Below are 24,908 nucleotides of genomic sequence, written 5' to 3' on the forward strand. Positions count from 1 at the left end.
TAGTCAGATCATGAAAATTCCACCTTTTGTACTTGCTTCAGCTTCCCCAGCCCGACGCCGCTTGTTGCAAACTGTTGGTATTGAACCGATAGTTCGAGCAAGTGACTTTGATGAGTCGCAAATTGAACTAAGTGAACCAGCAGAATTGGTCAAAACTCTTGCCGACTACAAGGCACAAACTGTAGCCCCACAGTTTGAATCAGCTTTGATTATGGGTTGTGATTCAGTTTTGTCCATCAATGGTGAAATTTACGGCAAACCAGCAGACTTCTCTGAAGCGATCGCTCGTTGGCAGATAATGCAAGGTAACTTTGGCGACTTGTACACAGGTCACGCCTTAATTGACCATAACCAAAACCGTACTTTAGTCAAGTCTCAAGTTACAAGAGTTTACTTTGCTGAAATGAGCGAAAAGGCAATTAAAGCTTATGTTGCCACTGGTGAACCACTCAAGTGTGCTGGTGCCTTTGCCATTGAGGGTTTTGGTAGTTTCTTCGTGGAAAAAATTGAAGGCTGTCACAGCAATGTAATTGGACTCAGTTTACCCCTGCTGCGGCACATGCTAGAGGAATTGGGATACGATGTCACTGATTTCTGGCAGCAATAGTCATTTGTTTAAAGTTATTAACCAATGACAAATGACAAATGACTAATAACTAAATTGCCTGATATTGAGTATTGCTTCGCCATGATCTGGAATCCAGGCTAGCCACTCATCTGCTGAAACCGGACACAATAAAAGTGCTTCGTCAAAACTAAAGGGGCTGGGAAGTTGCAAAAGGTTTACCCAAGTAGAAGCTCTGAACCTCTGTAAGCCTTCCAGATTGTACGTTCTTGCTTGCACAGCAAAATCCGGTCTATGAGAATCTAGTTTCATAGCTTTCTATTAACCTTCACAAATGGGCTAATCTAAAATTATTTCTGTAACCTAGACTACAAAATAAATAATCATTGTGAAAAGTATCTGTCTTATAAATTTACGTTGGCTGGGTGTAAGTGTTTGCTTATATTGCAGACCACAACAGGTATGGCACGACAGGTTGTAGACTGGCCATTAGATCGCATTCCCAACTAGAATATGTCATTTACTTCTATGCCCTCGCTGCGTGAGCAACAACATCCCCTAATTCGTCAGCTAGCTGATTGTATTGAGGCAGCTTGGCATCAGCACCTGGATTTATCCCCTTACCATTTGCCTAATGAGTTGGGGTATGTAGAAGGTAGACTAGAAGGCGAAAAACTGACGATTGAAAACCGTTGCTATCAAACGCCCCAGTTTCGGAAAATGCACTTGGAACTGGCAAAAATCGGAAATATGCTGGATATTTTGCACTGCGTCATGTTTCCCCGTCCAGAATACAACCTGCCGATGTTTGGTTGTGATTTAGTTGGGGGTAGAGGTCAAATTAGTGCAGCGATCGCAGACCTTTCTCCTATCCAAGTAGAACGCACCTTACCAGAATCTTATACTTCTGCGCTGACACAGCTAACAGTGCTTAACTTTTCCCAACCCCGTGAATTACCAGAATGGGGAAATATTTTTTCAGATTTTTGCATCTTTGTGCGCCCCAGTTCCCCAGAAGAAGAAACAATGTTTCTCTCGCGGGTGCGAGAATTTTTAGATATTCATTGCATCCAAGCGATCGCCTCACATCCTGTTTCAGTTGAACAAGTCACCCAAAATCTCGCCGGACAGCAAAACTACTGCACCAAACAGCAGCAAAATGATAAAACCCGCCGCGTTCTAGAAAAAGCCTTTGGGCCAGCTTGGGCAGAAAATTACATGACCACAGTTTTATTCGACCTCCCAACTTAATCATCCCCTCCATCTGCCTCATCTCCCCCATCTGTAGGCTCTGCTACGTTTTCAGCTAATGGATAAATGTAGAATTCATTCAACGAGAGTTTTATGGAGTTCCAAAACAGAACAGGGAGAATAGTAAGGTCTTTGAAGCGAATATCACAAAATGGTTTGTTGTCTTGGTAGGTGCAAACAACTAGAGACAGCTAACTCATTGACCAGAAAGTTAAGGAAACTCTGATGTTAGGAATGTTTAAATTGACCCTTCGACTTCGCTCAGGGTGAACAGACATTTTTTAGTTAGTTAATCGTTGATTGACTTAAGGAAGACTAACTTTTTTAGCAAGATTGTGTCCAACAAAGGCAACAGTCTATTTTTGATGTTTCTTTTCAATTTTGTGACTAACTATAGCTGTAGTGAATGTAGCAGTAAAGTACCGCATCATACCAATTTAGAATTTTTTATAGAGACGCAATATATCGCGTCTCTATATCTAGATTCATACTGCTTGTGAATTCTGCTAACTCCCATTGCACTCATGTCTCAATAATACTCAGAGTTATTGAATAGCCAGCTACTATAGCGTTTCTCAGTTTCAATACAGACCTAATATCAAGTCCGGGTAATTAGTTATGATTTCCACAATCATTGCACCCCTCCCCGCAGGCGGGGAGGGGAGACGAAGCGTAGCTTTGGCGGGGTGGGGTTCTTGGGGTTTAGTAAGTAATCAAGCGGACATGATATAACCCAATACGGTTCAGTTAAGGGCTACTGGCAAAAATTTTGGGTTTTTGAGACGCGATAAATCGCCGTCTCTACAAGTGTTTTGGGCTTATCTGAACTGTATTGTGATATAACCCCCCTCTTCCCTACCTCAACCTAACCCTCTCCTGTTAGGAGAGGGAAGCAGAAAAACTTTTATTGCTGCAAGGGGAGCAAGTAAGCCTCAAAGCCTCTCTCCTTTTAGGAGAGACGTTTGGAGAGAGGTCAAAGTGTATTGCATACATAAACGCGTAGCGGCTACTCTACGAGTTCTCCTAAGGAGTAACCGTAGGGTACGAGGAATCGCTATAGAAAACACCATTTTGTAAAGCCATAGTGTTGAACGTTCATCACACAATGGATTTTTAAGCCATACCCAGCTTGAAACCACTGTTGTTTGTCCTAACAGCTGGCTGTTGATTAAAAACCTTTTTATTTTTATTTCCATCAGCACAATTCAGGTAAATGGGCAACATACTATGTCAAGGGTGACTGAAAAGCCGAAACCAAGTGAACAGACACTAAATCATGAACAACCTAAGATTTGGTGGGGTATCGCTGTAGCCGTGCCAGTAGTAATCGCCGCTGGGATACTAGGTACGGCCAAAATCGAGCAGTTAAGAAAACTATCTACATCCGTACCAGTAATGCCATCTACCAATAGCATTAGTGCTGTAGGGCGTTTGGAACCGCGAGGCGAAGTTGTTAAATTATCCGCCCCATCATCAGGATTAGCGCCATCGTCACGAATTCAGCAACTTCTGGTGAGAGAGGGTGAACGGGTAAAGCAGGGTCAAATTGTGGCAATTTTGGACAACCGCGATACCCAAGTAGCTGGACTACAAGAGGCAAAAGCGAAAGTCCAAGAAGCCAGTGCGAATTTAGCGCAAGTCAGGGCTGGCTCTCCCAGAGATATTCAAGCTCAAAGAGCAGTTATCGCTCGCCTACAAGCGCAGTTAATTGGCGAAAGGAATGCAGGGCAAGCAACGATCGCGCGGGTTGCAGCTCAGTTAAGTGGTGATAAACTTGTCCAACAAGCAACCGTGAATCGCCTAGAAGCTGAACTTAGTGGGCAAAGAGATGCTCTCAGAGCAACGGTTACACGTATTCAAGCCGAACAGCGCAATGCTCAAGTCGATGCCGGACGCTATGATTATTTATACAAAGAAGGTGCTATTTCTCAGCAAGAGCGGGATAGAAGACGCTTGAGTGCAATAACTGCTAATCAGCAGGTGGCTGAAAGCCAAGCTACCCTAAAGCAGACATTGGCAACCTTGCGACAGCAACTTGCTGAGGCTAGAGCCAACCAAATACAAAATTCAGCAACTTTGCAACAGCAGTTAATCGAAGCTAAAGTTAACCGCGATAAAAATGTGGCAACTTTGCAAAGACAAATCGATGAAGAAAAGGCCAAACTAAGCCGAATTTTAGATGTTAGTCCTACCGATGTGCAAGTAGCGCAAGCTCAAGTTAGTAATGCGATCGCAAATGTTAGAAAAGCGGAAGCAGAACTAAGGTTAAGCTACGTTCAAGCACCAATCGCTGGAGAGATTTTAAAAGTTTACACCAAATCGGGTGAAGCGATCGGCGCAAATGGCATTGCTGAAATTGGCCAAACTAACCAAATGTTTGTAATTGCTGAAGTCGCTGAAGACAGCATTGGGAAAGTGCGTCTTGGTCAAAATGCTACTATCACCAGTGATAACGGCGCATTTAGCGGCGAATTAAAGGGAACTGTCACTGATATTGGCAGAAAAATTGGTAAAAAAGATGTGCTGAATACAGATCCAGCCGCAGATGTGGATGCCAGAGTTGTAGAAGTTAAAATTGCTCTGTCTCCAGAAGATAGCCTGAAAGTTTCTGGTTTAACTTACGCCAAAGTTATTGTCGATATTAATAATTAATTAAGTTGTCGGTGAGCAGTAATCTTAATCCATAATTTGATATTTTGGATTAAAAATATTCTTGAATGGTCTGTTTAATCAATTTTAAACATTCTATCAATCCGGTACGGGTGTCACCATAATGGGTTGAAAATCTAAAATTGCTACTCTTGTTGAGACGCCTATAAAATGAATCAAAAAATACCTCTATCGTGGCTACAACTGACAAGGGAAAAAACTCGCCTAGCTGTGGCTTTAGCAGGAATTGCTTTTGCTGATATTTTAATGTTTATGCAACTCGGCTTTCGGGATGCTCTGTATTATAGTAACGTTCGATTCCATAACAGCTTGCAAGGCGATATTGTTTTAATTAATAGTCAATCTAACGCTATATTGGCGATGAGAAGCTTTTCGCAACGACGATTATATAAAGCTTTAGAATTACCCGCAGTTCAATCAGTACATCCGATCTATTTGGACTTTACAATCTGGAAAAATCCTGTAACCGGGCGTCCTCGGAGTATCCTAATTTTTGGAATGAACCCAGAAACTAACCTAGTTAACTTACCTGGAGTTCAGGAAAATTTAGATAAACTTAAACTACCTGATGTAGTTCTATTTGACCGTTCTTCTAGAGTAGAGTATGGGCCGATCGCTGCTAATTATGACCAAGGTAAGCCTGTAACGGCAGAAGTACGAAGGCGGCGAATTAAAGTAGGAGGACTCTTTACATTAGGTGCATCATTTGGTGCAGATGGTAATTTAATTACGAGCGATATCAACTTTTTCCGAATATTCAATAATCGTCAAAAAGGATTAATTGATATTGGGCTAATTAGATTAAAGCCGGGAGCAGATGCTAATGTTGTTGCCCAACAATTACGAAAGTATTTACCTAATGAAGTAAATGTTTTAACTAAACAAGAATTTATTGATTTTGAGCGGAGTTACTGGGCAAATAGTACAGCTATTGGCTTTATTTTCACATTAGGGACTGTCATGGGTTTCATTGTGGGTACTGTGATTGTTTATCAAATTCTTTATACAGAAGTTGCAGACCACTTGGCTGAGTACGCTACTCTCAAGGCGATAGGTTACACACAAAACTATTTATTGACGGTCATTCTTCAAGAAGCTTTATTATTAGCAGTTTTAGGCTATTTTCCTGGAATAGTTTTTGCCTTATTTATGTATGACAGTGCCAGAAATGCAACACTCTTACCAGTCTTTATGAGTTTTGAACGAGCGACAATGGTATTGATTTTGACTATGCTAATGTGCATCATTTCTGGTGCGATCGCAGTTAGGAAATTACGCTCTGCCGATCCAGCAGATATCTTTTAATTAATATTGTATTAATTAAAAGATATTAACAATAAATTTGATTTATGATCGTAACTAAGCAAATTTAATTTCTGACAGTCAATACAGTTAATTTTTGGAACTACTAATTTATAACTAACAAAAATATGATAGAAAAAGAACCTGTAATCGCCATTAAAAATCTCAATCACTTCTATGGCAAAGGCTCACTGAGAAAACAGATATTATTTGACATCAACCTAGACATTTATCCAGGTGAGATTGTGATTATGACCGGCCCATCAGGTTCAGGTAAAACAACATTACTGAGCTTAATTGGCGGTTTGCGGTCTGTACAAGAGGGAAGTTTAAAATTTTTAGGTGAAGAACTTATTGGCGTCAGTCAAAACAAATTAGTGCAGATGCGACGCAACATTGGTTATATTTTCCAAGCTCACAATTTGCTAGGGTTCTTGACAGCCAAGCAAAATGTGCAAATGGCAGTGGAATTGAACGATAATATTTCTCAAGCAGAAGCAATGGCTAAATCAAAAGCCATGCTAGGGTCTGTTGGTCTAGAAGAACGAGTTGATTACTACCCAGACAATCTTTCTGGTGGACAAAAACAAAGAATTGCGATCGCCCGCGCCTTAGTGAACCGTCCCCCCTTGGTACTAGCAGACGAACCAACAGCCGCATTAGACAAACAATCAGGACGCGATGTTGTAGAAATAATGCAGAGTCTAGCCAAAAATCAGGGAACTACTATCTTATTGGTGACACACGACAACCGCATTTTAGACATAGCCGATCGCATTGTCGAAATGGAAGATGGTCTTTTAACCCGTAATTCCCCCAATACAGTTATTCAGTCATGATTTTTAGTCATTAGTCATTTGTCCTTTGTGAATGACCAATACAACTCTTGGAGAGGCTGCACTTCTCTACAAGACGCTGCGCGTAGCTTGCTTCCCCGTTCGCGCAGCGTGCCGTAGGCAAGGGGTACGACTACGCGGTAGTTGAGCGCAGTCGAAACTCAGTACAAGTGACCAATGACCAATGACTAATGACAACCATAATTTATTGTCTAGCCGAGCCTGATTTTTTAATTCCAGATGGCTTTGGTGGAGTTGGAGTATTTGGTTGGCGACTAGTACGGAAAGTTACATTCACGCCTTCATTCGATTGTTCTAGCACTAGTAAAGGCGTAGGTTTAGCCTTTTGATCCCAATGCATGGTAGCAATCCGACCTTGAATTATTGGTTGCCAACTATCTTCGTCTTCTATAGGGCTTAGGTAAGTTTCTATACAATCAATAATTTGACTAATAGTCGCAGAAGTTGCTTGCGTCGGTAACTTCATTAACTTGATTTGAATCCGAAACAGCACCCGTTTAGCAGAATTTCCTGGACTACCAGTCTCATACTCGACATCAAAAATTTCATCTACTTGCCGTCCAGCACTATTAGCAATTCCAACCGATCCTTGTTGGGCTTGATTTGGACGCAGGGCTTGAGAAATTTTTTCTTTGATCTGAATCTTTATTTGATTAAGAATTGCAAAATGAAACACCTCCTCTGACATCCGCATTCGCAGATAATCCAGGTTAAAGTCCCGTGAGTTCACCAAATCGGGATTAGTTTCCATTTTGCGAATTGTTTCCAGCGCTAGCTTAAACTTTTTCTCTAGTTCTCGCGCGCGGAATTGTTCAAACTTAAGTTTTTTCTCCAGCTTATCTTTCTGGAGTTTAATATACACAATCAAAGCAATCACCACTAAAGCCAGTCCTCCAGAAGTTACCAACAGTAATGGTGGTATTTGAGGATTACTTGCTGGCACTTCCTGGGATGCCTTTTTAGTAGTCTTTTTCCCGGAGGATTGGGCAAGAAACATTGAAGTGGACATGGTGGGAAACTGAAAAACTTGACTCCTGATGTTTAGGATGCCCAAATCTTCAAGGTCATCTTGCTGTATGATAAATATTTTTTACAGCCTTTTACAAATCGTATATGTCCAGAGATTTGAGCCTCGCTCCCCTATCTGAGGTTTCATCTACAAGCTTTAGCAAGATTCGTCTGATAGCCACAGATATGGATGGCACCCTGACTAGACGAGGAAAATTTACTCCAGCACTGCTACAAGCTTTAGAGGATTTAGCCACAGCTGACATTAAAGTGCTAATTGTCACCGGACGTTCGGCTGGGTGGGTAAGTGGATTGAGTAGTTTGATGCCAGTAGCAGGTGCGATGGCAGAAAATGGCGGTTTATACTTTCCACCTGGAAATCAGAAACCAGTAGTTTTAACACCCATTCCCGATTTAGTTCAACATCGCCAGCACTTGGCTACGACTTTTGAGAATTTACAAACTAAATTTCCCCAAATCCAAGAATCTGCTGATAATCGCTTTCGCGTCACCGACTGGACTTTTGATGTAGCTGGTTTGCGTGAAGACGAACTACAAACCCTAGATAATCTCTGTCAACAAATGGGTTGGGGATTTACCTATAGCAACGTGCAGTGTCACATTAAACTCCAAGGACAAGATAAAGCTGTGGGATTGTTGCAGGTATTGCGTGAGTATTTGCCCCAGTACTCATCAGAAGAAATTGTCACTGTTGGCGATAGTCCCAATGATGAAAGTTTATTTGATCGGCGTTATTTTCCTGTTTCTGTAGGCGTGGCTAACGTGCTGGAATATGTGAATCAATTGAAATATCAGCCTGCTTACATTACTACTGCTGCCGAAGGGGAAGGTTTTTGTGAGTTATCTAGTTATATTTTAAAAAGCTTGCACATCCCCAGTTAGGCAGAAGTAGAGTTGTTCTACAATAATCTCGTAGGACTGATTTTATAACCATGACGGCTACTGTACCTGTTAATGTCGAATCAGAAATATTCTACCCTAGTGCTGATGGTCAACCAGTGGCAGAAACCTACGACCACCTTTATGCTTTACTAACTACCTTAGAAGTCCTGAAACAGTATCTGGCAAATCGTCAGGCAACAGTATTGGCAAATCAATTTCTTTACTATGCACAGGGCTTTCCCAAATTGCGGGTAGCCCCAGATGTGATGGTGATTTTTGATGTTGCACCTGGCGGTCGAGACAACTATAAAATCTGGGAAGAGGGTCAAGTACCGACAGTTATTTTTGAAATGACATCCTTTGGTACTAAGGGACAAGACGAAATCTTCAAAAAGACCCTTTATGAGCAGCTAGGCGTCAAGGAATACTGGCTATTTGACCCTAAAGGCGAGTGGGTGGAACAACAGCTACGTGGCTATCGCCTGCGGGGAGAAATCTACGAACCGATACAAGATGGACGTAGTGAACCGTTACAACTACGCTTGGTGGTTGAGGGAAGGCTAATTGGGTTTTATCAAGAGGATACAGGGGAAAAATTACTGATCCCTGGTGAACTGGTACAGGCTTTACGACAGGAAGTTTTAGCAAGACAGCAAGCAGAAGAACTAGTAGAACAGGAACGCCAACGAGCTCAACAGGAACGCCAACGCGCTGAACAGGAACGCCAACGAGCTGAACAGGCAGAATTGCAGATAGAACAGTTAAAGGCAAGGTTGCGATCGCTCAATGTAGACCCCGATACTATTGAGTAACATACAGACCCCTGCCCAAGAATTGGCCAAGGAAACAATTTGTTACCTGTGTCCTTGCCACATTTATTACCTTAGACAGAATACAATATATAAACGTCCAAAGCGTTTCAATCTAATAAGTCTCAACAATACTGATTTGATTGAGAATATTGTTTTATACAGTCATTTTCAAGCAAAACTGTTTAAAGGATAAATAAACCGCTAGTCCTTTAAGTACTTAAATACGCTAATAGACTAACAGATACTTCAAGTACAGATTAGCGTTTCATTTCCCACTTCCATTAGAAAGTCCAAGATCAATGTAGAATCAAGAATTTACCTTTAAATACTGAGGTATAAAATTATGCAAGAAATTGAAAGATTCTTTGGCAACTTGTTCAGTGGCATAATCAACCGCTTTAAGTATTCTGCGATGGACGCTGCCGATCGCAAAATGAGAGAAACTATCGACGATCAGATTGAACAACGGCGACAAAAACCCAAACCCAGGGATCAAGAAGACCGCGAGTAGATGAGATGTTAGAATAGCAACATTTTCATCACTAAAAGCATAGCGTTGCCCGATTGTTGAGTGGGTAGCCCTATTTTCTCGCCCTCAATCTACATAATCAATCTACAACTCTCCCTATTGGGTTAGCAGTCTATGTTAACCTAGTAGAGTTAACTAATCTCGCACATCTAAGAATTCGGGTGTTTCCCGATTGGGAAATACACTTGGATGGAGGTTTAACCCGAATCGGAGTTGAAAATTATATGCCAGTAGTTTCATTGGCTCAAATGATGGAGTCAGGGGTTCACTTTGGGCATCAGACCCGGCGTTGGAACCCAAAAATGTCTCCCTACATTTATACTTCCCGCAATGGTGTGCATATCATCGACTTGGTGCAAACTGCCCAGTTGATGGATAATGCTTACAATTACATGCGATCGCACGCAGAACAAGGGAAGAAATTTCTTTTCGTCGGCACCAAGCGTCAAGCAGCTGGAATTATTGCCCAAGAAGCTAGCCGTTGTGGTTCCCACTACATTAACCAACGCTGGTTGGGCGGAATGTTGACCAACTGGGCAACCATCAAAACACGGGTTGACCGTCTGAAAGATTTAGAACGCCGTGAAGAAACTGGCGCACTAGATTTATTACCGAAAAAAGAAGCATCAATGCTACGTCGGGAAATGACGAAGCTTCAGAAATACTTGGGCGGCATTAAAACAATGCGGAAAGTGCCCGATATCGTGGTAATTGTAGACCAACGTCGGGAATATAACGCAGTTCAAGAATGCCAAAAGCTGAGTATTCCCATTGTGTCCATGTTGGATACAAACTGTGACCCCGATGTAGTAGATATCCCCATCCCAGCAAACGACGATGCTATCAGGTCAATTAAGCTGATAGTTGGAAAATTGGCAGATGCCATTTATGAAGGTCGTCACGGTCAGCTGGATGCTGAAGATGATTACGAAGATTACGACGGTAGTGAGTATGACGATGACTATGAAGAAACCGAATATACTGATGCCGTAATTCCCGAAGAGGAAACAGAACAATAGTGCTGTTAGCGGAAGCGGGGCGTTTAGCCCGTGAAGAGTGCTAAGTCCTGAGTAAGATAGAAAGACTCAGCAAATTGAATAGTGCTGAGTCTTAATTTTTGAAGTTGTAAGTTGTGATTTGTCAATGAAGAATAAAATTGATAACTGAACACTCAAAACTCAGCACGGGCTAAAGCCCCGCTAACGCTAACAAAACTCAGTACTCAGTACTAAATTAGGTGAGTGATTACAACTCGAGGTCAAGTTAGGAATTGAGGCAAAATGGCGGAAATATCTGCAAAACTCGTCCAAGAGCTACGCCAAAAAACTGGTGCTGGCATGATGGACTGCAAAAAGGCGCTGATAGAGACTGAAGGCAACGTAGAAGAAGCCGCAGACTGGCTACGGAAAAAGGGCATCTCTAAGGCGGGGGCAAAAAGCGATCGCATTGCGGCAGAAGGTCTAGTAGACACTTACATTCAGCCCGAAGGTCGAGTGGGTGTACTTATAGAAGTCAACTGCCAAACCGACTTTGTTGCTCGTAACGAGGCTTTTAAAGCTTTAGTTAAGAATCTAGCAAAGCAAGCAGCGACAGCTGATAGTGTTGAGTCTTTGTTGGCTCAACCCTATATTGAGAATGAAAGTGCGACTGTAGAAGAATCCATCAAGCAAACCATTGCTACCCTTGGTGAAAACATCCAAGTGCGCCGCTTTGTTAATTTTGCAATAGCAGAAGGCACACAAGGCGTAGTAGACAGCTACATTCACACTGGCGGTCGAGTTGGTGTATTGGTAGAACTAGGTTCCCAAACTGAGTCAGTGGCTACTAATCCAGAGTTCCAAACCTTGGCACGGAACACTGCAATGCAAGTCGCGGCTTGTCCTAATGTGGAGTATGTGAGCGTAGACCAAATCCCCGCCGAAATTGCCCAAAAGGAAAAAGACATTGAAATGGGCAAGGATGATTTGGCGAACAAGCCTGAAAACATCAAAGAAAAGATTGTTCAGGGACGGATTGAAAAACGCCTGAAAGAATTGACTTTGCTCGATCAGCCTTACATTCGCGATCAGAGTATTTCCGTGGAAGACTTGATCAAGCAAGTGAAGGCACAATTAGGCGAAGAGATTCAAGTGGCTCGCTTTGTCCGTTATATACTGGGCGAAGGCATTGAAAAGCAAGAAATGAGCTTTGCTGATGAAGTCGCTGCGCAAATGGGCACTAAGTAATATTAGTCATTGGTCATTGGTCATTAATCATTAGTCTTTACCAAGGACAATTGACGAATCACTAATGACTCTTTAAAAAACAGGTCAGGTTATTTGCTTGGCCTGTCTTTTATTTAGTAAAAGATGTGAAATATCGCATTTAATTTAAAATCTAAAATTCTCTGGAAAGTTATCCTAAAATAAATTTGTACATTTGTACTATGTAATGGTTCAGATGGGCAAGAGCGAAAAAACATGGCAAGAGCAATCGAGCGAATTGAGCAGGATATTGCAGCACTCCAAGAAGCGATCCGGGCGATCGCAATCGAATTACAAAGCGCTTATGCTAGTTATCTAAATACCTTGGGGCTAGCTGTACGCAAACAGTTGATTCTCGCGAGTTACCATCTCTGTACCCAAGGGTATCCCGAAAACTTTTTGCATTTGTCATTGAATCAGCGCCAACAACTGCAACAAGCCATCCGCAAGTTGGGTCAACTGGCTGCTGAACAATTGCTGATTTATCTTACAAGTGAAGAATCAGCGGAAGATGAGGTGGATGAGGTTGATGAGATTGATGAAGTGGATGAGGTGGATGAGATTGATGAGGAAGTAACACCCTCTTCATCTTCACTATTTCTGAACACTTCTAATTCTCAATATCTCACTGCCAACACCTCCGATCCTATAGAACTGGCAAAATGGCAACAGAAATTAGAAGAAGTCGCGCAAGAGATACTGAAAAAACTTTCGCATGATGCTAATCTTTTATTACAAAAAGCTGGAGTATTACCGAAAAAATTACCAGAACCGATTTTAGCAGCAGCTGCGGCAGCATCAGAAGCATCTGCTGAGGTCATGCCAGGGCCACCCAATTTATTAAACTTAGTAATTGAAATTGAAAATGAGCAACAGTCAGAAAATTCTGGACTGACTCAAATCATGGCTATTAACCTGCGGCTAGGAGAAATTGAATTTGCTGATGTGACCCTTTCCTCAGAGCGCAAGCGAATCCGCAGTATTTTAGTTCAGCTAAATAAACTAGGAAGAGAGTATAAAAAGAGATATAAAGAAAAGGCGATCGCTGAAGCAGAAGCTGCATGGCGCGCTAGTTGGTTTGAGGATTAGTCATTTGTCCAGAGTCAAATGACCAATGACCAATGACCCTTCGGGTGACGCTCGTGCCTCGCTAACGCTGCGCTAACGCCAGTTGCTCATGGGGGAAACCCCCTTGGCGCTAGCCTCTCCCTTTGGGAGAAGACCGCACTGGCTCACCAATGACTAATGACCAATGACCAATGACCAATGACTAATGAAAAACCAGATTGGATACGATTGCACAAAGCCTTGGCAATAGAAGCTGAACGTGGCTTTACAGACTTGATGGGCAGAGAATACCGTTTCAGTGAATTTCTGAGCCTAACTTTGGGCAAATTCCCAACAGGCCTACCCCATACTGAACGCCGCCGTTGGCAAGGATTAGCGGTGCAATTTGCTAGTTATCCACATCTAGCACAGGAAGAAAGGCAGCATTTAGTCGCAGAGACTCGTAGGTATCTTTCCCAATTACAGCAAGAGGAGCAGGGGAGCAGCACTTCGGCTACGCTCAGTGACCGAGGAGCAGAGGAGCAAGGGAGAATTTATCAATCGAAAACTCAAAATCGTTCGACTGAGCGTAGCCGAAGTCCAAAATCTCCAATTGTTACTGAAGTGAGTCGGAGACTTGCACCGAAAATTGAGCAAAAACTCAGTGATTTACCTGAAATAGGTTTTAAAAAAGCTGATAATTTGGCACGGCTTGGTTTACATACCGTTCGTGACTTGCTTTTCTACTATCCTCGTGACCATATTGATTATGCGCGTCAGGTGAATATCCGCGAGTTACAGGCGGGTGAGACGGTGACAATAGTGGCTACAGTAAAGCGTTGCAACTGCTTTTCTAGCCCTAAAAATCAGAAATTATCAATTTTAGAATTGGTAGTAAAAGATAACAGCGGTCAAATCAAAATTGGCCGTTTTTATGCAGGTACGCGCTTTAGCAGTCGCGCTTGGCAAGAAAGTTTAAAACGCCGTTATGCAGTAGGTAGTATTCTGGCGGCGTGTGGGTTGGTGAAAGAAAGTAAATACGGCTTGACACTGGATAATCCAGAACTAGAGGTTTTGGCAAATCCAGGAGATACGATTGAATCGCTAAATATTGGGCGGGTAGTACCAATTTATGGACTAACTGAAGGCGTGGTGGCGAATACAGTGCGACAGGCGGTGATTGCTGCTTTGCCTGCTGCGGCTAACCTGAAAGACCCTTTGCCAAGTGGTTTGCGGCAGAAGTATGGTTTGATGGAATTAAAAGATGCGATCGCTAATATTCATTTTCCCAGCGATAGCGCCGCTCTGCAAGTTGCCCGTCGTCGCCTAGTCTTTGATGAATTTTTCTACTTACAACTTGGGTTACTCCAACGTCAACAGCAAGCAAGAGCGATTCAAACCAGCGCCATTCTTGTCCCACGCGGTCAACTTGTAGAGAAATTCCACGAAATACTTCCTTTTCAACTCACTGGCGCACAGCAACGAGTTCTCAACGATATTCTCAACGACTTGCAAAAATCTGTGCCAATGAATCGTTTGGTGCAAGGTGATGTCGGTTCTGGTAAAACAGTTGTTGCTGTGCTGGCTATCCTTGCAGCAATTCAATCTGGCTACCAAGCGGCGCTGATGGCTCCTACAGAAGTTTTGGCAGAACAACATTATCGCAAGTTAGTTGGTTGGTTTAACCTCTTGCATTTACCAGTGGAATTACTTACAGGTTCGACTAAAGCGGCTAAACGAAGACAAATACACTCTCAGTTAGGAACTGGTGAATTACCTCTGTTAGTGGGAACTCATGCGTTGATTCAAGACCCTGTAAACTTCCAACAACTAGGGTTAGTAGTCATAGATGAACAGCATCGCTTTGGGGTAGAACAACGGGCACGTTTGCAGCAAAAAGGCAATCAACCTCATGTGTTAACTATGACTGCTACCCCGATTCCCCGAACCTTAGCACTGACGATACACGGGGATTTGGATGTGAGTCAAATTGATGAGTTACCACCGGGACGGCAAAAGATTCAGACAACGGTATTGTCAGGTCAGCAACGCAACCATGCTTATGATCTCATCCGCAGAGAAATTGTCCAAGGTAGACAAGTTTATGTGGTTTTGCCATTAGTGGAAGAATCAGAAAAATTAGATTTGCGATCGGCTGTTGACGAGCATCAAAAGTTACAAGAAAGTATTTTTCCCGATTTTCAAGTCGGGCTGCTACACGGTCGTATGAGTTCAGCCGAAAAGGACGAATCTATTACCAAATTCCGTGATAACCAAACGCAGGTTTTGGTTTCTACTACCGTTGTTGAGGTTGGTGTAGACGTACCTAACGCTACAGTAATGCTCATTGAAAATGCGGAGCGATTTGGTTTATCGCAACTGCACCAACTGCGGGGGCGTGTTGGTCGTGGCGCGGCTCAATCTTACTGTTTGTTGATGAGTAGTTCCAGAAGTCCTGATGCTCAACAACGATTGAAAGTGTTGGAGCAATCTCAGGATGGTTTTTTTATTTCCGAGATGGATATGCGTTTTCGTGGGCCAGGACAAGTACTGGGAACTCGTCAATCTGGAGTACCAGATTTTACCTTAGCGAGTTTGGTTGACGATGAGGAAGTTTTACTTTTAGCGCGGCAAGCTGCGGAGAAAATAATAGAAATGGATGTTACTTTAGAGCGTTGGTATTTGATGAAAGAAGAGTTGAAGTATCGGTATGAGCGGTTAATGGGTGGAGCGATTTTGACATAATATATCTTGGTGAATATTATCTATGCGGGTACTTATTAAATCCCGATAAATAGTCTTATGTTTCAAGAAATACTTTCTCTATTCCCTGTCCAGGGCAAACACATCTAAATATTGACGAGTGTGAATTAGAGGCAGCCGTCGGCTGCCTCTAATTCACACTCTATAATGATTCTCATTACCATAAATCCTAGATTCAATTGCCTCAAAGCCCTATTTGATTAGGTTTTTGATATATTTCACTCTGATTCAGGCTCATCAATATTAAGATGCGTTGGCCCTGGGTCTGCTTTTTATAGAAAATATATATTAATATCTATCAGCGGATAAAAAATAAAAGAATTAAAAAATGAAGATTACAAATTTTATTAATTATCTTCTTGCTGTAGAACCATTATTAGACATTATATTTTTATTTATAATTTTTATTACTCCTATACTTCTTGTTAATTTTATAAATTTCAAGTGGCTTGCAATTTTATTAGGAGGAATATGTTTTCCTGTTGGAGCGATACTTGATGCTTTTTTGAATTGTCTAAAACCTCAACAATTTTGTAACAGTGAAACTTACGAAACTGGGCCAATAATATTTGGTTTCATTTTAGGTTGTATTTATAGCTTCATTACCCTTATAACTTCTAAGGCAATCAAAGAAATAATGAATAGGAATAATAGATAAAAGAAATAAGATGCGTTTTGTCTGATTCCCTGTTCCCTATCACCTATTCTCTATTTTCAATCACGATGGTTGCTGCATTTTAGCATACGCTTCATAGACACCCTTCACGTTATACCAATTGAGGAAAATTCGGGCAATCTCTAAAGCTAATTGCGGTTTACCTAAATTAATTAGCCATTGCAATAACGGAGCCATTGTCCGTTCATTTAACGCACCATTGAGTGACAAAATCCCCCAAAGTAAGCGATGCAGCCAAGTCATTTGGATCATCATTCGCACTTCCCATGTGGGATGCTTTTGATAAAACAAAACTCCCATACGTCCGCGTTGAATTTCTTGGTCAATCAATCGGGGAATTTGCTCTAAGTTAAATGCTGGATGCCAGTGATATCCTACGGCTTCTGGACATTTAATTAGTGTTAAACCTAGTTTTTTCAGCCGCACGCCTAACTCTAAATCTTCCCAGCCATAGAGTTGAAAACTAGTGTCAAAAAGTCCCGCTTTATCTAACCAATGTTTGGAAATTGCTACATTTCCCGTAGCAAAAAAAGCTGCTGAAAAATCAGTGACTTTGTAGGGTTCAGCCGTTGGATTGTTGAAATTGCAAGTATTAATAACTGCACCGTAAGTGAAAAAGCGATCGCTCCCCAATTTCTCTTGACCCTGCACTAGTGCGTCAGCATGAGCTTGCAGAAAATTCTTCAGCACTACTAAATCACTATCAATAAAGATAATTGTGTCTCCCTGCGCCTTCTCTACCCCCAAATTCCGAGCCGCAGCTGGGCCAGCATGATCTTGCTGAAACCAGCGCACATGGGGAAACTCTTCTTTGTGTGCTGCTAACCACTCCAACGTGCCATCAGTAGAACCATCATCTACCAAGACAATCTCGTAACCAGTAACTGAACTTGGCTGACTTAACTCCTGCAACTCCAAGGCGCGGAGGCACTTTTCTAAAATCGGTTGGCGATTATAAGTCGGTATCACAACGCTGAAAAACACAGTCTCACCCACAACAGTATTGATTTATCCATCTCCAGGATAGGACAGATGGGGCGCTGACACTGTTCCTTACTTGATTTGGCTAAGGAAATAGTAAGAGGTGATAATTTTTAGTTAATTAACTTATAACCTCAGCTTAATCATTGTCAAATAGAGTAAGTAATAAAATAAACATCCCTTTATTAAAAACTTATTAGGTATTTCAAATACAGTAAATTTTCAGAAATTAGAGTTTATTTCTACTAATTTTTTCTGTCACACAGAGGAAAGTTTGATGTCTAAATTAAGTCGGAGAGAACTTTTAATATTTTTTGCTGGCAGTGCTGGTGCTGTTATTTTGGGAGACAAACTTCTAAATGGTTTTGCTAGTGGGGCAGATGCAAAAATGCCCAGTATCAGCTTTACACCTGTACGCCTACCACATCCCCTAGCAATTTATCAACAACAGAAAAATTTCTTGCCAACAGGAATTGATCGGGGAGAAGTAGTTAATGTATCTGCGGATATTAAGTTAAGTAGTTACAACGTTATTGATGATGTGGTAGTGCCGCCAGAGTACGAACGTTATGTAATTGTCAGTTGGGGCGATCGCGTCTTTCCTAACAAAGATGATTATTTCGGCTACAACAACGATTTCACTGGGTTTATTCCCCTTGGTAAAACTAATGATGTCGGGTATTTATGGGTGAATCATGAATACGTTAGTTTTCCATTTTCTAGTTTAGTAGTAGAAGATTCATCTGACCTGAAAGGACTGCCCGACGCATTTGAAAAGGTAATTGGTTGGGCTTTACCCTCCAGCAGAAATATTGAAGTTGAAGGTGAATTTTTATATAATCAAGGCGGTTCAATCGTCCGCATCTCTCGCCAAAATACAAGTAAACGTTTTGCTGTAGTCAAAGATGCCAAAAATCGCCGCCTTCATGGTCTATCTGGGTTAGGAATCAATAGCCAACGCAATGATGACTACAAAAGTATCACAGCTTGGGGAAGTCGCAATCATCAAAAAGGTGACAAAAATTATTTAATCGGAACTGGCCCAGCTGCAAGCCAAGTTTTTAATCTCTCCTCTGATGAGTTGGGCAACAAAATTATTGGTACTGCCTTCAACTGTTCTGGTGGTAAAACTCCTTGGGGAACGATTTTATCTGCGGAAGAGAACTTCCAAAATAGCTTTACAGAAGGAGTCAAAGCTAATGGTACTCAGACAGATTATACAGACAAAACTATCGGCAAGACTTTTGGTTTAGTTGGCGAAAAATACGGCTGGATTGTATAAATTGACCCCAAAAATCCGAAATTCCGCCCCCGCAAACACACTTCCTTGGGTCGTTTTCGCCATGAAAATGTTGCCCTGCGTATTGAAAAAGGCAAAAAATTGGTTGCTTACTTGGGTGATGACAGACGGGGGGGACACACTTGGAAATTTGTCAGTGCAAACACTATTTCTTCACCCACCAGTAAAACTAACAGTAGTTTATGGGAAAACGGAACTTTATATGTTGCCCGTTACAATCCAGACGGTACAGGTAAATGGATACCGTTACTTTTAACTACTGCTACCAATCCAATTACACCGACAGTTCTATCTTCTGTAGAATTTGCTGCGTTGCAGAAGGTACAAAAAGAAGGTCTTTTACCATTACCGAGACGTAATGGGGTTGCAGGTGAAACCAAAGATGGTGGTACATTTAAATGCGATCGCACTAACGAAGCAAAAGCAGGGAGCGATGCGAAAAAGTGAGATGCTTTCGTTTGGGCAGGGAGCGGATGGGAAAGTTCTCCCTCTGCTCCCTGCACTCCTTCTTCTTTTTCGACCTATGGCCTCATGAAAATAATATAACAAAAGGGGTGTGAATACAAAATAAGATCATCTTATTTTTTATCTATTTGAGTATCAGGATTTAATTGTAAATTCATCTCAATTAATGATTGAGAATTAGGGGTAATTTCTAGTGTGGAAGGTTGCGCTGGTTTTCCATAAATTTTAAAATCATAATGACCTTGTGGTAGTTCTTCTATATAGAAAATACCTGCACCATTGGTAATAGAAAAGAAAACTTTGCCAGTTTTACTATTAATTGCTTCTACCCTCGCACCAACAACAGCTTCACCTTTTTGATTTGTCACTTTACCAGCTACAGTATAAGACTGAATAAAAGGAATAATAACGGGAGTATAACCACCTGCTACTACATGAATAGCATAAGCATCATTAACAGGTTTATTATTCAGAGGATATCCCGCAGGATCTAAATCAAGCCGATAATCACCCGGTGGAACTTTGAGAAAAATACCATTCCCATGAATATCAGGTAAAGAATTACTAAATGCCCTAATTTGCTGATTATTTAATTTTAATAAAAGGTCTAAATATTGAGTATAAATTTTTTCGTTTTTATCTAATTTGCCATTATTATTAATATCTAAAAATGGCTGAATAAAAATTCCCCCTTGACTTCGCAAATTATCAAATTGAGAATCTCCTAAACCTAAATATGGTGCGAGATTTATACTAGGAGATATTTCAATCCGAAACCGAGAATTATCAGATAATAAAGATATGTCTTCATATATCCCACTGAATCTTAATCCAGGAATGATTCCTGTCGAAGCTGATATAATTATACCGCTACCTCTAGAACCAATGCCATAACCTAAGTTAAATTGCCACAGATAACGATAATCATAGGTTTGTGTTTTAGATTTATAGTTCCAACCAAATTTTAATAGTTCATCTTGATGATTATTAGAATTGTTTGTATCATAACCCACTGTTAAAGAATGTCCATTATTAGAACCAAATCCAGAAAAATTATATCTGAGTTCAGAAGTGCTACTGATTTCATTAGCAAGATGAGATAATTGTAAATTATGCCAACTAGAATTTAAATTCCAACGCCAGTTATTTTTAGTATCTATATCTGCACTAATAAAACTATAAAAATTACGACTACTTTGAGAATAACTAAAACCTCCAGCAATGCTATCCTTTTGATTGTCACCACTAAAACTAATATTTAATCCCGGAAAAATTGTTGAATTTACTTGAAATCTTTGTGATAACATATCACTATTTAAATTAATATTTAAACTAGAAGATGGCTGATAATTAATATTGGCATTATAATCAAAAGCTTTATTTTTTTGACCAAATAAAGAAGATACTCTCATTTGTATAGGTATCTTAGCAGGTTGATAAAATAATTCTGCTAATTGTAAAAAAGACTGATCATAAATCAACCCTGTGCCTAAAGTTAAATCTTCTGTAACTCCTAAACGATAGCCAATTCCTATTTTAAAATTGTTAAAATTACCTAGAAAATTATTATTAGTATATTCTCTATTTGTACCAGCAGAAAAAATCAATGCTGATGTACCTTTAGTTAATTGTCCTGGTAAATTTAAAAACCTAGCTTCTTCAATCTTTGGTTGAGCAGTAAGTTGTCCTTGAGGATATAATAAAACTCGATAATTACCACCGATAGATGTTGTAATTGGTAAATTTTCAAACCGATAAATACCAGATGAATTAACTAATATTTCTGCAATTACATTGTCTTGAAAACCCTGAGTTAAACGTACTAATGTTCCCGGTTCTGCTTTACCTAAAATACTCCGCTGAACTCCCCCTCCTTGTAAGCTTTGAGATGGATTAAATCCTCCACTAAATTGTTTTTCGGAATTAAATCCAAAGCGTTTAACTGTAGTCAAGCCGAAATAATCTCCATTTCCTTGACTTTGCCAAAATGTAGGTTGTTTTCCTATTACTAAATCATTATATTTAGTTTGACGCAAATATTGAATTTCCGATAATTTCCAGGTGCGACTATCGGTAAAATCAGATTGATTTGTTTGCAGAAACCAACTACCATCAAATATCGTTCCTACCGCCGAAAGAGTACCTTGTGTATTAATATTATTTGAGGATTGTGTTGATGATCCTGTAATATTAATTTGTTGTCCAATACTAGAAAAAGTGAAAGGAGAAGGCTTAATTTTCGGAAGTCCATCTAATATTACAGGTAATTCTGTTTGTCTAATTTGATTTTGGGAAGATATATTATTCCACGGTGGTTTAAAATTAATGGCATATTGGGCAATATCAAATTCTGCGGAAATTCCGAACAGTTTTTTAATATCTGCAATAGATAAAACTAATCCTAATTGGGAATCTGTTGTTAAATTTTTGGGGTTAATTCGCGTGACTAAACCGACATTACGCAATTCTAATTGTCCATCATCTAAGGTTTTAACGGTGAATTTTAAGGCTTTAATAACATCGTTAAAGGGCATTAACCAATTATCAAAATCAATCGCTTGACTGCCATCTTCTAAACCCCGCACCAAGGCAGAATCTATGACATTTCGACGTTCTCCTACATTAATACCAACAGCAAAAATCTTGAATTTGGGATTTTGTTCAACTGGTGGCAATTGAGAAACATCAGCAAGTACAATTGTAGGCTGATTAATAACAGGAACATCAGTAAAAATCATGGAAATATCTAAACAAATAGCTCCAGAAAGAGGCTATTTTTTAACAGCGGCATTTTCTACAGGAACATTAAGTTTGAGATTAAAAGGTAGCTTATTTTGATCCAGAATTAATTCCCCCTGAAGTTGATAATCTCCTGGTGCTAAAGGAGTTTTTTCTTGGGGAACATTGATGACAATATTACGTTTACCTTGAGCAATGACAGTATAAGCTGTAAATCTATCATTAGCTATTTTACCTTGCCCATTGGAGAGAGTCCAAGTTCCTTCGGGAAAGCCGGTTGCATTACCGCTATTTTTTACCAATAAAATAATTCTTTTATTCTTAACATCATAACTGCTATTTTCGATAGTTAAATTAGGAGTAACTTTACCATGACGCACATACAAAGAAACTCCAACACGTGCTTCTATTCCAATACTTGATTGCTTTTGTGTTGATTCAATTTCTTTTAAATCTTCTGTAAAAACTGCGGCTCGATATTCACCTTCTGGCATACTTGGCAAAAAAACTGCAAATAATCGAATTTGCCGGGTTTGTCCTGGTTGAACCACAAACTCACGGGGAGAAATGGTTAAAAATGGAGTTAAATCTTGAGGACTAGATTTTAGTTCTTCAAAACCATCTTGATTATAAGTGAAGGGAACAACATTAATTCTGCCTCGAAAAACATCATTACCAAGATTCTTGATTTCAATTATTCCTCTTGCTTGTCCTTGTTCTGTCTTTTTTTCAATTACCATTGGACCAACCTGCAATTGTGCTTGTGCCAGTTGGGGGTATGCTAATAAACCTACAGTTACCCCAGTAATAATTTGCAAAATAGCAGATTTATATTTCCACATTCTTTTTGTTTCCTAAAAATTAAAAATTTACTATATATATGACGTTTCATAGCCTTGTAGAGATGTTACATGGAACGTCTCTACATTATTTTTCAGTCTAAGTAGGTTGGGTTGACCGAAGGAAACCTAACATTTTCGGAACTTTGTTAGGTTTCGCTGTCGCTTAACCCAACCTACATGATTTACCGGAGATGTCTATTGTGCTGTGACATTTACAGTAGCTTTGAGAGTGTAAGCACCAACTGGCAAAGGAGCAGAATTGTTACGAAGAGCAGCTACAACACTGTATGTTTTGGCTGTGGCATTAAAAGCTACATTAGTAGTTGTAACACCATTGCCGTAATTGCCTGATGTACTGGTATTGCGCTGTGCAATGAATGTTCCAGCATCGAGCAAAGCTGTCGCAGTATCGGTAATACCTGCGCCAACAGGAGCAGTATAGGAAGTAGCACTAATACCAACTTGACCAGTACCTCCACAGTTAATACTTACAGAGCCTACTGTACCTGTACCGTTTTCTATATCTGTTGTAGCTAATAGACCTATCCTTAATATAAGCTTTGTGGGATAATCAACCAAGAATTAAGAAATATGTATATTGAATAATGACAAGTCCTCTGGCAAGAATTGAATCACATCCGCAAGAAGCAAAGCGATTAATCGGTATTGATTATGAGCAATTTTTAGCATTAGTAAGTTTAGCGGAAAAATGCCATTTAGAAAAACGTGCAGAAATCGAAAGGAATAAAACTCGTATTATTGCCCCTGGGGGTGGACGAAAACCGGAGATATCTTCAAAAGAAGGGATCTGCTTATGCCTAATTTATCTTAGACAAAAACCAATTTTTGAAATATTAGGTTTACTCTTTGACATCTCCAAAACAAAAGCTAATGATACATTTAATTATTGGGTAGAAATTTTAAGAGAAGTTTTACCAGCCTCTCAAATAGAAGAAGTAGAAAAAGATAGCAAAAAATATCAAAATTTACGTAAAATACTTGGTGAATACGAATTAATTGTAGATAGCGCAGAGCAAGCCATAGAAAGACCTATGGACTACCAAAACCAGAAACAATATTATTCTGGTAAGAAAAAAATGCACACTCTAAAAAATCAGTTTATTGTGCTGCCAAAGGGAGAAGATATTGTTGATGTATATGTTGGTAAATTAGGTAAAACAAGCGATATAGGTTTATTTCGAGAAACACGGCATAAATTCAATGTTGAACAAAAGTTTATTGGTGACAAAGCTTATATCGGAGATAATGCAATTACTACACCACATAAAAAACCCAAAAAATCAGAGATTTCACAACTGCAAAAAGAACAGAATAAACAATTATCTTCACGGAGAATTGGTGTTGAACACATGATATGTCGAGTGAAAATATTTCGAGTAGCGAGTGAGAAATTTCGTTTATCTCGTCATCGCTATAATCGGGTAATAATGGCAGTATGTGGACTTGTCAGATTGCGACTTAATTGCTCATGGTTTTTATCTGTTAATAATTGAGTTTATCGGGAAAAAATAAATTTTCACTCTTTCTATCTTTTCCTTGCTAACTGATAAATTAGCTCGATTAATTCCCCTAAAGCCTTATTCTTGCGTCCACCAAGCGCAAGCGATCGCAAGCCATTAAAATCGCTAAAAGCATTGTATAGTAAACATTTCAGATTTTTGGATAAGTCTAATGTAGATGCATTATTAGTAGGACCTAAAACACCGTCTGCCAGTTTGGTGATGGTACAAGTGCTAGGCACGCTACCAGTAAAGTCTACATCAACTGATTGAGCATTTGCCTTACCAACAAAAGCAGTAGCACCAACAACAGCTACAGCGGAAGCAATCAAAGAATTACGGAGGATGTTACGCATCATAACTTTTGTCTAATTGTCATAAGATATACTTGGATTAATCACAAGCTACTGTAGAAAAAGTTTATATGTCAAGTTA

At 40.1% G+C, this 24,908-nt stretch carries 21 protein-coding genes and 1 pseudogene; 15 read left to right on the forward strand and 7 right to left on the reverse strand.

Annotated features, from left to right (window positions below; genetic code table 11):
• Positions 1-10: 10 nt before the first annotated feature.
• A complete protein-coding gene (locus CDG76_RS16895) occupies positions 11-607 on the forward strand; it encodes a Maf family protein (protein WP_094350511.1) in 597 nt (198 codons plus the stop codon).
• Positions 608-649: 42 nt separating this feature from the next.
• On the opposite strand, the gene CDG76_RS16900 is transcribed toward CDG76_RS16895, so the two are convergent.
• Positions 650-877 (reverse strand): hypothetical protein, encoded by a 228-nt coding sequence (locus CDG76_RS16900; protein ID WP_094350141.1) that lies wholly within the window; start codon positions 875-877, stop codon positions 650-652.
• A 201-nt stretch (positions 878-1,078) separates the two neighbouring features.
• Here CDG76_RS16900 and CDG76_RS16905 point away from each other — a divergent pair, with 201 nt between their 5' ends.
• From CDG76_RS16905 to CDG76_RS16920, 4 genes are all read left to right on the forward strand, one after another.
• Positions 1,079-1,816 (forward strand): phycocyanobilin:ferredoxin oxidoreductase, encoded by a 738-nt coding sequence (locus CDG76_RS16905; RefSeq protein ID WP_094350142.1) that lies wholly within the window; start codon positions 1,079-1,081, stop codon positions 1,814-1,816.
• Between the two features lie 1,227 nt (positions 1,817-3,043).
• Positions 3,044-4,468, forward strand: coding sequence for an HlyD family efflux transporter periplasmic adaptor subunit (locus CDG76_RS16910; protein ID WP_094350143.1), 1,425 nt, complete (start codon positions 3,044-3,046; stop codon positions 4,466-4,468).
• A gap of 168 nt (positions 4,469-4,636) precedes the next feature.
• Positions 4,637-5,791 carry an ABC transporter permease DevC gene (gene devC, locus CDG76_RS16915; RefSeq protein WP_094350144.1) on the forward strand — a complete coding sequence of 385 codons (1,155 nt, stop codon included), beginning with the start codon at positions 4,637-4,639 and terminating at the stop codon, positions 5,789-5,791.
• 125 nt (positions 5,792-5,916) lie between these two features.
• Entirely contained in the window at positions 5,917-6,627 is a 711-nt protein-coding gene (locus CDG76_RS16920; RefSeq protein WP_190240874.1) for a DevA family ABC transporter ATP-binding protein, read from the forward strand.
• Positions 6,628-6,829: 202 nt separating this feature from the next.
• Here CDG76_RS16920 and CDG76_RS16925 read toward each other — a convergent pair whose 3' ends face one another.
• On the reverse strand, positions 6,830-7,654 hold the full coding sequence (locus tag CDG76_RS16925) for a hypothetical protein (protein WP_190240875.1): 825 nt from the start codon (positions 7,652-7,654) through the stop codon (positions 6,830-6,832).
• A gap of 104 nt (positions 7,655-7,758) precedes the next feature.
• On the opposite strand from CDG76_RS16925, the gene CDG76_RS16930 reads away from it, so the two are divergent.
• From CDG76_RS16930 to CDG76_RS16960, 8 genes are all read left to right on the forward strand, one after another.
• Positions 7,759-8,556, forward strand: a complete 798-nt coding sequence (locus tag CDG76_RS16930) for an HAD-IIB family hydrolase (RefSeq protein ID WP_094350146.1) — start codon at positions 7,759-7,761, stop codon at positions 8,554-8,556.
• Positions 8,557-8,606: 50 nt separating this feature from the next.
• Positions 8,607-9,368 (forward strand): Uma2 family endonuclease, encoded by a 762-nt coding sequence (locus tag CDG76_RS16935; protein ID WP_094350147.1) that lies wholly within the window; start codon positions 8,607-8,609, stop codon positions 9,366-9,368.
• A 343-nt stretch (positions 9,369-9,711) separates the two neighbouring features.
• Positions 9,712-9,879, forward strand: coding sequence for a hypothetical protein (locus tag CDG76_RS37370; protein WP_190240876.1), 168 nt, complete (start codon positions 9,712-9,714; stop codon positions 9,877-9,879).
• A 242-nt stretch (positions 9,880-10,121) separates the two neighbouring features.
• Positions 10,122-10,916 (forward strand): 30S ribosomal protein S2, encoded by a 795-nt coding sequence (gene rpsB / locus CDG76_RS16940; RefSeq protein WP_094350513.1) that lies wholly within the window; start codon positions 10,122-10,124, stop codon positions 10,914-10,916.
• Between the two features lie 261 nt (positions 10,917-11,177).
• On the forward strand, positions 11,178-12,122 hold the full coding sequence (tsf, locus tag CDG76_RS16945) for a translation elongation factor Ts (RefSeq protein ID WP_094350148.1): 945 nt from the start codon (positions 11,178-11,180) through the stop codon (positions 12,120-12,122).
• A 234-nt stretch (positions 12,123-12,356) separates the two neighbouring features.
• Positions 12,357-13,229, forward strand: coding sequence for a hypothetical protein (locus CDG76_RS16950; protein ID WP_094350149.1), 873 nt, complete (start codon positions 12,357-12,359; stop codon positions 13,227-13,229).
• 177 nt (positions 13,230-13,406) lie between these two features.
• Positions 13,407-15,932 carry an ATP-dependent DNA helicase RecG gene (gene recG / locus CDG76_RS16955; RefSeq protein WP_094350150.1) on the forward strand — a complete coding sequence of 842 codons (2,526 nt, stop codon included), beginning with the start codon at positions 13,407-13,409 and terminating at the stop codon, positions 15,930-15,932.
• Positions 15,933-16,278: 346 nt separating this feature from the next.
• Positions 16,279-16,608 carry a hypothetical protein gene (locus CDG76_RS16960; protein WP_094350151.1) on the forward strand — a complete coding sequence of 110 codons (330 nt, stop codon included), beginning with the start codon at positions 16,279-16,281 and terminating at the stop codon, positions 16,606-16,608.
• A gap of 60 nt (positions 16,609-16,668) precedes the next feature.
• On the opposite strand, the gene CDG76_RS16965 is transcribed toward CDG76_RS16960, so the two are convergent.
• A complete protein-coding gene (locus CDG76_RS16965; RefSeq protein WP_094350152.1) occupies positions 16,669-17,634 on the reverse strand; it encodes a glycosyltransferase family 2 protein in 966 nt (321 codons plus the stop codon).
• 250 nt (positions 17,635-17,884) lie between these two features.
• Here CDG76_RS16965 and CDG76_RS16970 point away from each other — a divergent pair.
• A pseudogene (locus CDG76_RS16970) lies at positions 17,885-19,333 on the forward strand (PhoX family protein); the annotation flags it as partial.
• Positions 19,334-19,485: 152 nt separating this feature from the next.
• On the opposite strand, the gene CDG76_RS16975 reads toward CDG76_RS16970, so the two are convergent.
• The 3 genes from CDG76_RS16975 to CDG76_RS16985 form a co-directional block, all read right to left on the reverse strand.
• Entirely contained in the window at positions 19,486-22,110 is a 2,625-nt protein-coding gene (locus CDG76_RS16975; protein ID WP_094350153.1) for a carboxypeptidase-like regulatory domain-containing protein, read from the reverse strand.
• Positions 22,111-22,143: 33 nt separating this feature from the next.
• On the reverse strand, positions 22,144-22,953 hold the full coding sequence (locus CDG76_RS16980; protein ID WP_094350154.1) for a hypothetical protein: 810 nt from the start codon (positions 22,951-22,953) through the stop codon (positions 22,144-22,146).
• Positions 22,954-23,148: 195 nt separating this feature from the next.
• The gene (locus CDG76_RS16985) at positions 23,149-23,532 is read right to left on the reverse strand and encodes a hypothetical protein (protein WP_094350155.1); all 384 of its coding nucleotides are present in this window, start codon (positions 23,530-23,532) and stop codon (positions 23,149-23,151) included.
• Positions 23,533-23,558: 26 nt separating this feature from the next.
• On the opposite strand from CDG76_RS16985, the gene CDG76_RS16990 reads away from it, so the two are divergent.
• Positions 23,559-24,467, forward strand: a complete 909-nt coding sequence (locus CDG76_RS16990; RefSeq protein WP_094348222.1) for a transposase family protein — start codon at positions 23,559-23,561, stop codon at positions 24,465-24,467.
• A 32-nt stretch (positions 24,468-24,499) separates the two neighbouring features.
• Here CDG76_RS16990 and CDG76_RS16995 read toward each other — a convergent pair whose 3' ends face one another.
• Positions 24,500-24,832, reverse strand: a complete 333-nt coding sequence (locus CDG76_RS16995) for a hypothetical protein (RefSeq protein ID WP_143854108.1) — start codon at positions 24,830-24,832, stop codon at positions 24,500-24,502.
• Positions 24,833-24,908: the final 76 nt, after the last annotated feature.

The organism is Nostoc sp. 'Peltigera membranacea cyanobiont' 210A, assembly GCF_002246015.1.
In the GTDB taxonomy this organism is placed as follows: Bacteria; Cyanobacteriota; Cyanobacteriia; order Cyanobacteriales; family Nostocaceae; genus Nostoc.

What these genes read in the sequence shown, in the direction of transcription:
- CDG76_RS16895 (WP_094350511.1), top strand. Translation starts at nt 11, where the DNA reads ATGAAAATTCCACCTTTTGTACTTGCTTCAGCTTCCCCAGCCCGACGC.
- CDG76_RS16900 (WP_094350141.1), bottom strand. Translation starts at nt 877, where the DNA reads ATGAAACTAGATTCTCATAGACCGGATTTTGCTGTGCAAGCAAGAACG.
- CDG76_RS16905 (WP_094350142.1), top strand. Translation starts at nt 1,079, where the DNA reads ATGTCATTTACTTCTATGCCCTCGCTGCGTGAGCAACAACATCCCCTA.
- CDG76_RS16910 (WP_094350143.1), top strand. Translation starts at nt 3,044, where the DNA reads ATGTCAAGGGTGACTGAAAAGCCGAAACCAAGTGAACAGACACTAAAT.
- devC (WP_094350144.1), top strand. Translation starts at nt 4,637, where the DNA reads ATGAATCAAAAAATACCTCTATCGTGGCTACAACTGACAAGGGAAAAA.
- CDG76_RS16920 (WP_190240874.1), top strand. Translation starts at nt 5,917, where the DNA reads ATGATAGAAAAAGAACCTGTAATCGCCATTAAAAATCTCAATCACTTC.
- CDG76_RS16925 (WP_190240875.1), bottom strand. Translation starts at nt 7,654, where the DNA reads ATGTCCACTTCAATGTTTCTTGCCCAATCCTCCGGGAAAAAGACTACT.
- CDG76_RS16930 (WP_094350146.1), top strand. Translation starts at nt 7,759, where the DNA reads ATGTCCAGAGATTTGAGCCTCGCTCCCCTATCTGAGGTTTCATCTACA.
- CDG76_RS16935 (WP_094350147.1), top strand. Translation starts at nt 8,607, where the DNA reads ATGACGGCTACTGTACCTGTTAATGTCGAATCAGAAATATTCTACCCT.
- CDG76_RS37370 (WP_190240876.1), top strand. Translation starts at nt 9,712, where the DNA reads ATGCAAGAAATTGAAAGATTCTTTGGCAACTTGTTCAGTGGCATAATC.
- rpsB (WP_094350513.1), top strand. Translation starts at nt 10,122, where the DNA reads ATGCCAGTAGTTTCATTGGCTCAAATGATGGAGTCAGGGGTTCACTTT.
- tsf (WP_094350148.1), top strand. Translation starts at nt 11,178, where the DNA reads ATGGCGGAAATATCTGCAAAACTCGTCCAAGAGCTACGCCAAAAAACT.
- CDG76_RS16950 (WP_094350149.1), top strand. Translation starts at nt 12,357, where the DNA reads ATGGCAAGAGCAATCGAGCGAATTGAGCAGGATATTGCAGCACTCCAA.
- recG (WP_094350150.1), top strand. Translation starts at nt 13,407, where the DNA reads ATGACTAATGAAAAACCAGATTGGATACGATTGCACAAAGCCTTGGCA.
- CDG76_RS16960 (WP_094350151.1), top strand. Translation starts at nt 16,279, where the DNA reads ATGAAGATTACAAATTTTATTAATTATCTTCTTGCTGTAGAACCATTA.
- CDG76_RS16975 (WP_094350153.1), bottom strand. Translation starts at nt 22,110, where the DNA reads ATGATTTTTACTGATGTTCCTGTTATTAATCAGCCTACAATTGTACTT.
- CDG76_RS16980 (WP_094350154.1), bottom strand. Translation starts at nt 22,953, where the DNA reads ATGTGGAAATATAAATCTGCTATTTTGCAAATTATTACTGGGGTAACT.
- CDG76_RS16990 (WP_094348222.1), top strand. Translation starts at nt 23,559, where the DNA reads ATGACAAGTCCTCTGGCAAGAATTGAATCACATCCGCAAGAAGCAAAG.
- CDG76_RS16995 (WP_143854108.1), bottom strand. Translation starts at nt 24,832, where the DNA reads ATGATGCGTAACATCCTCCGTAATTCTTTGATTGCTTCCGCTGTAGCT.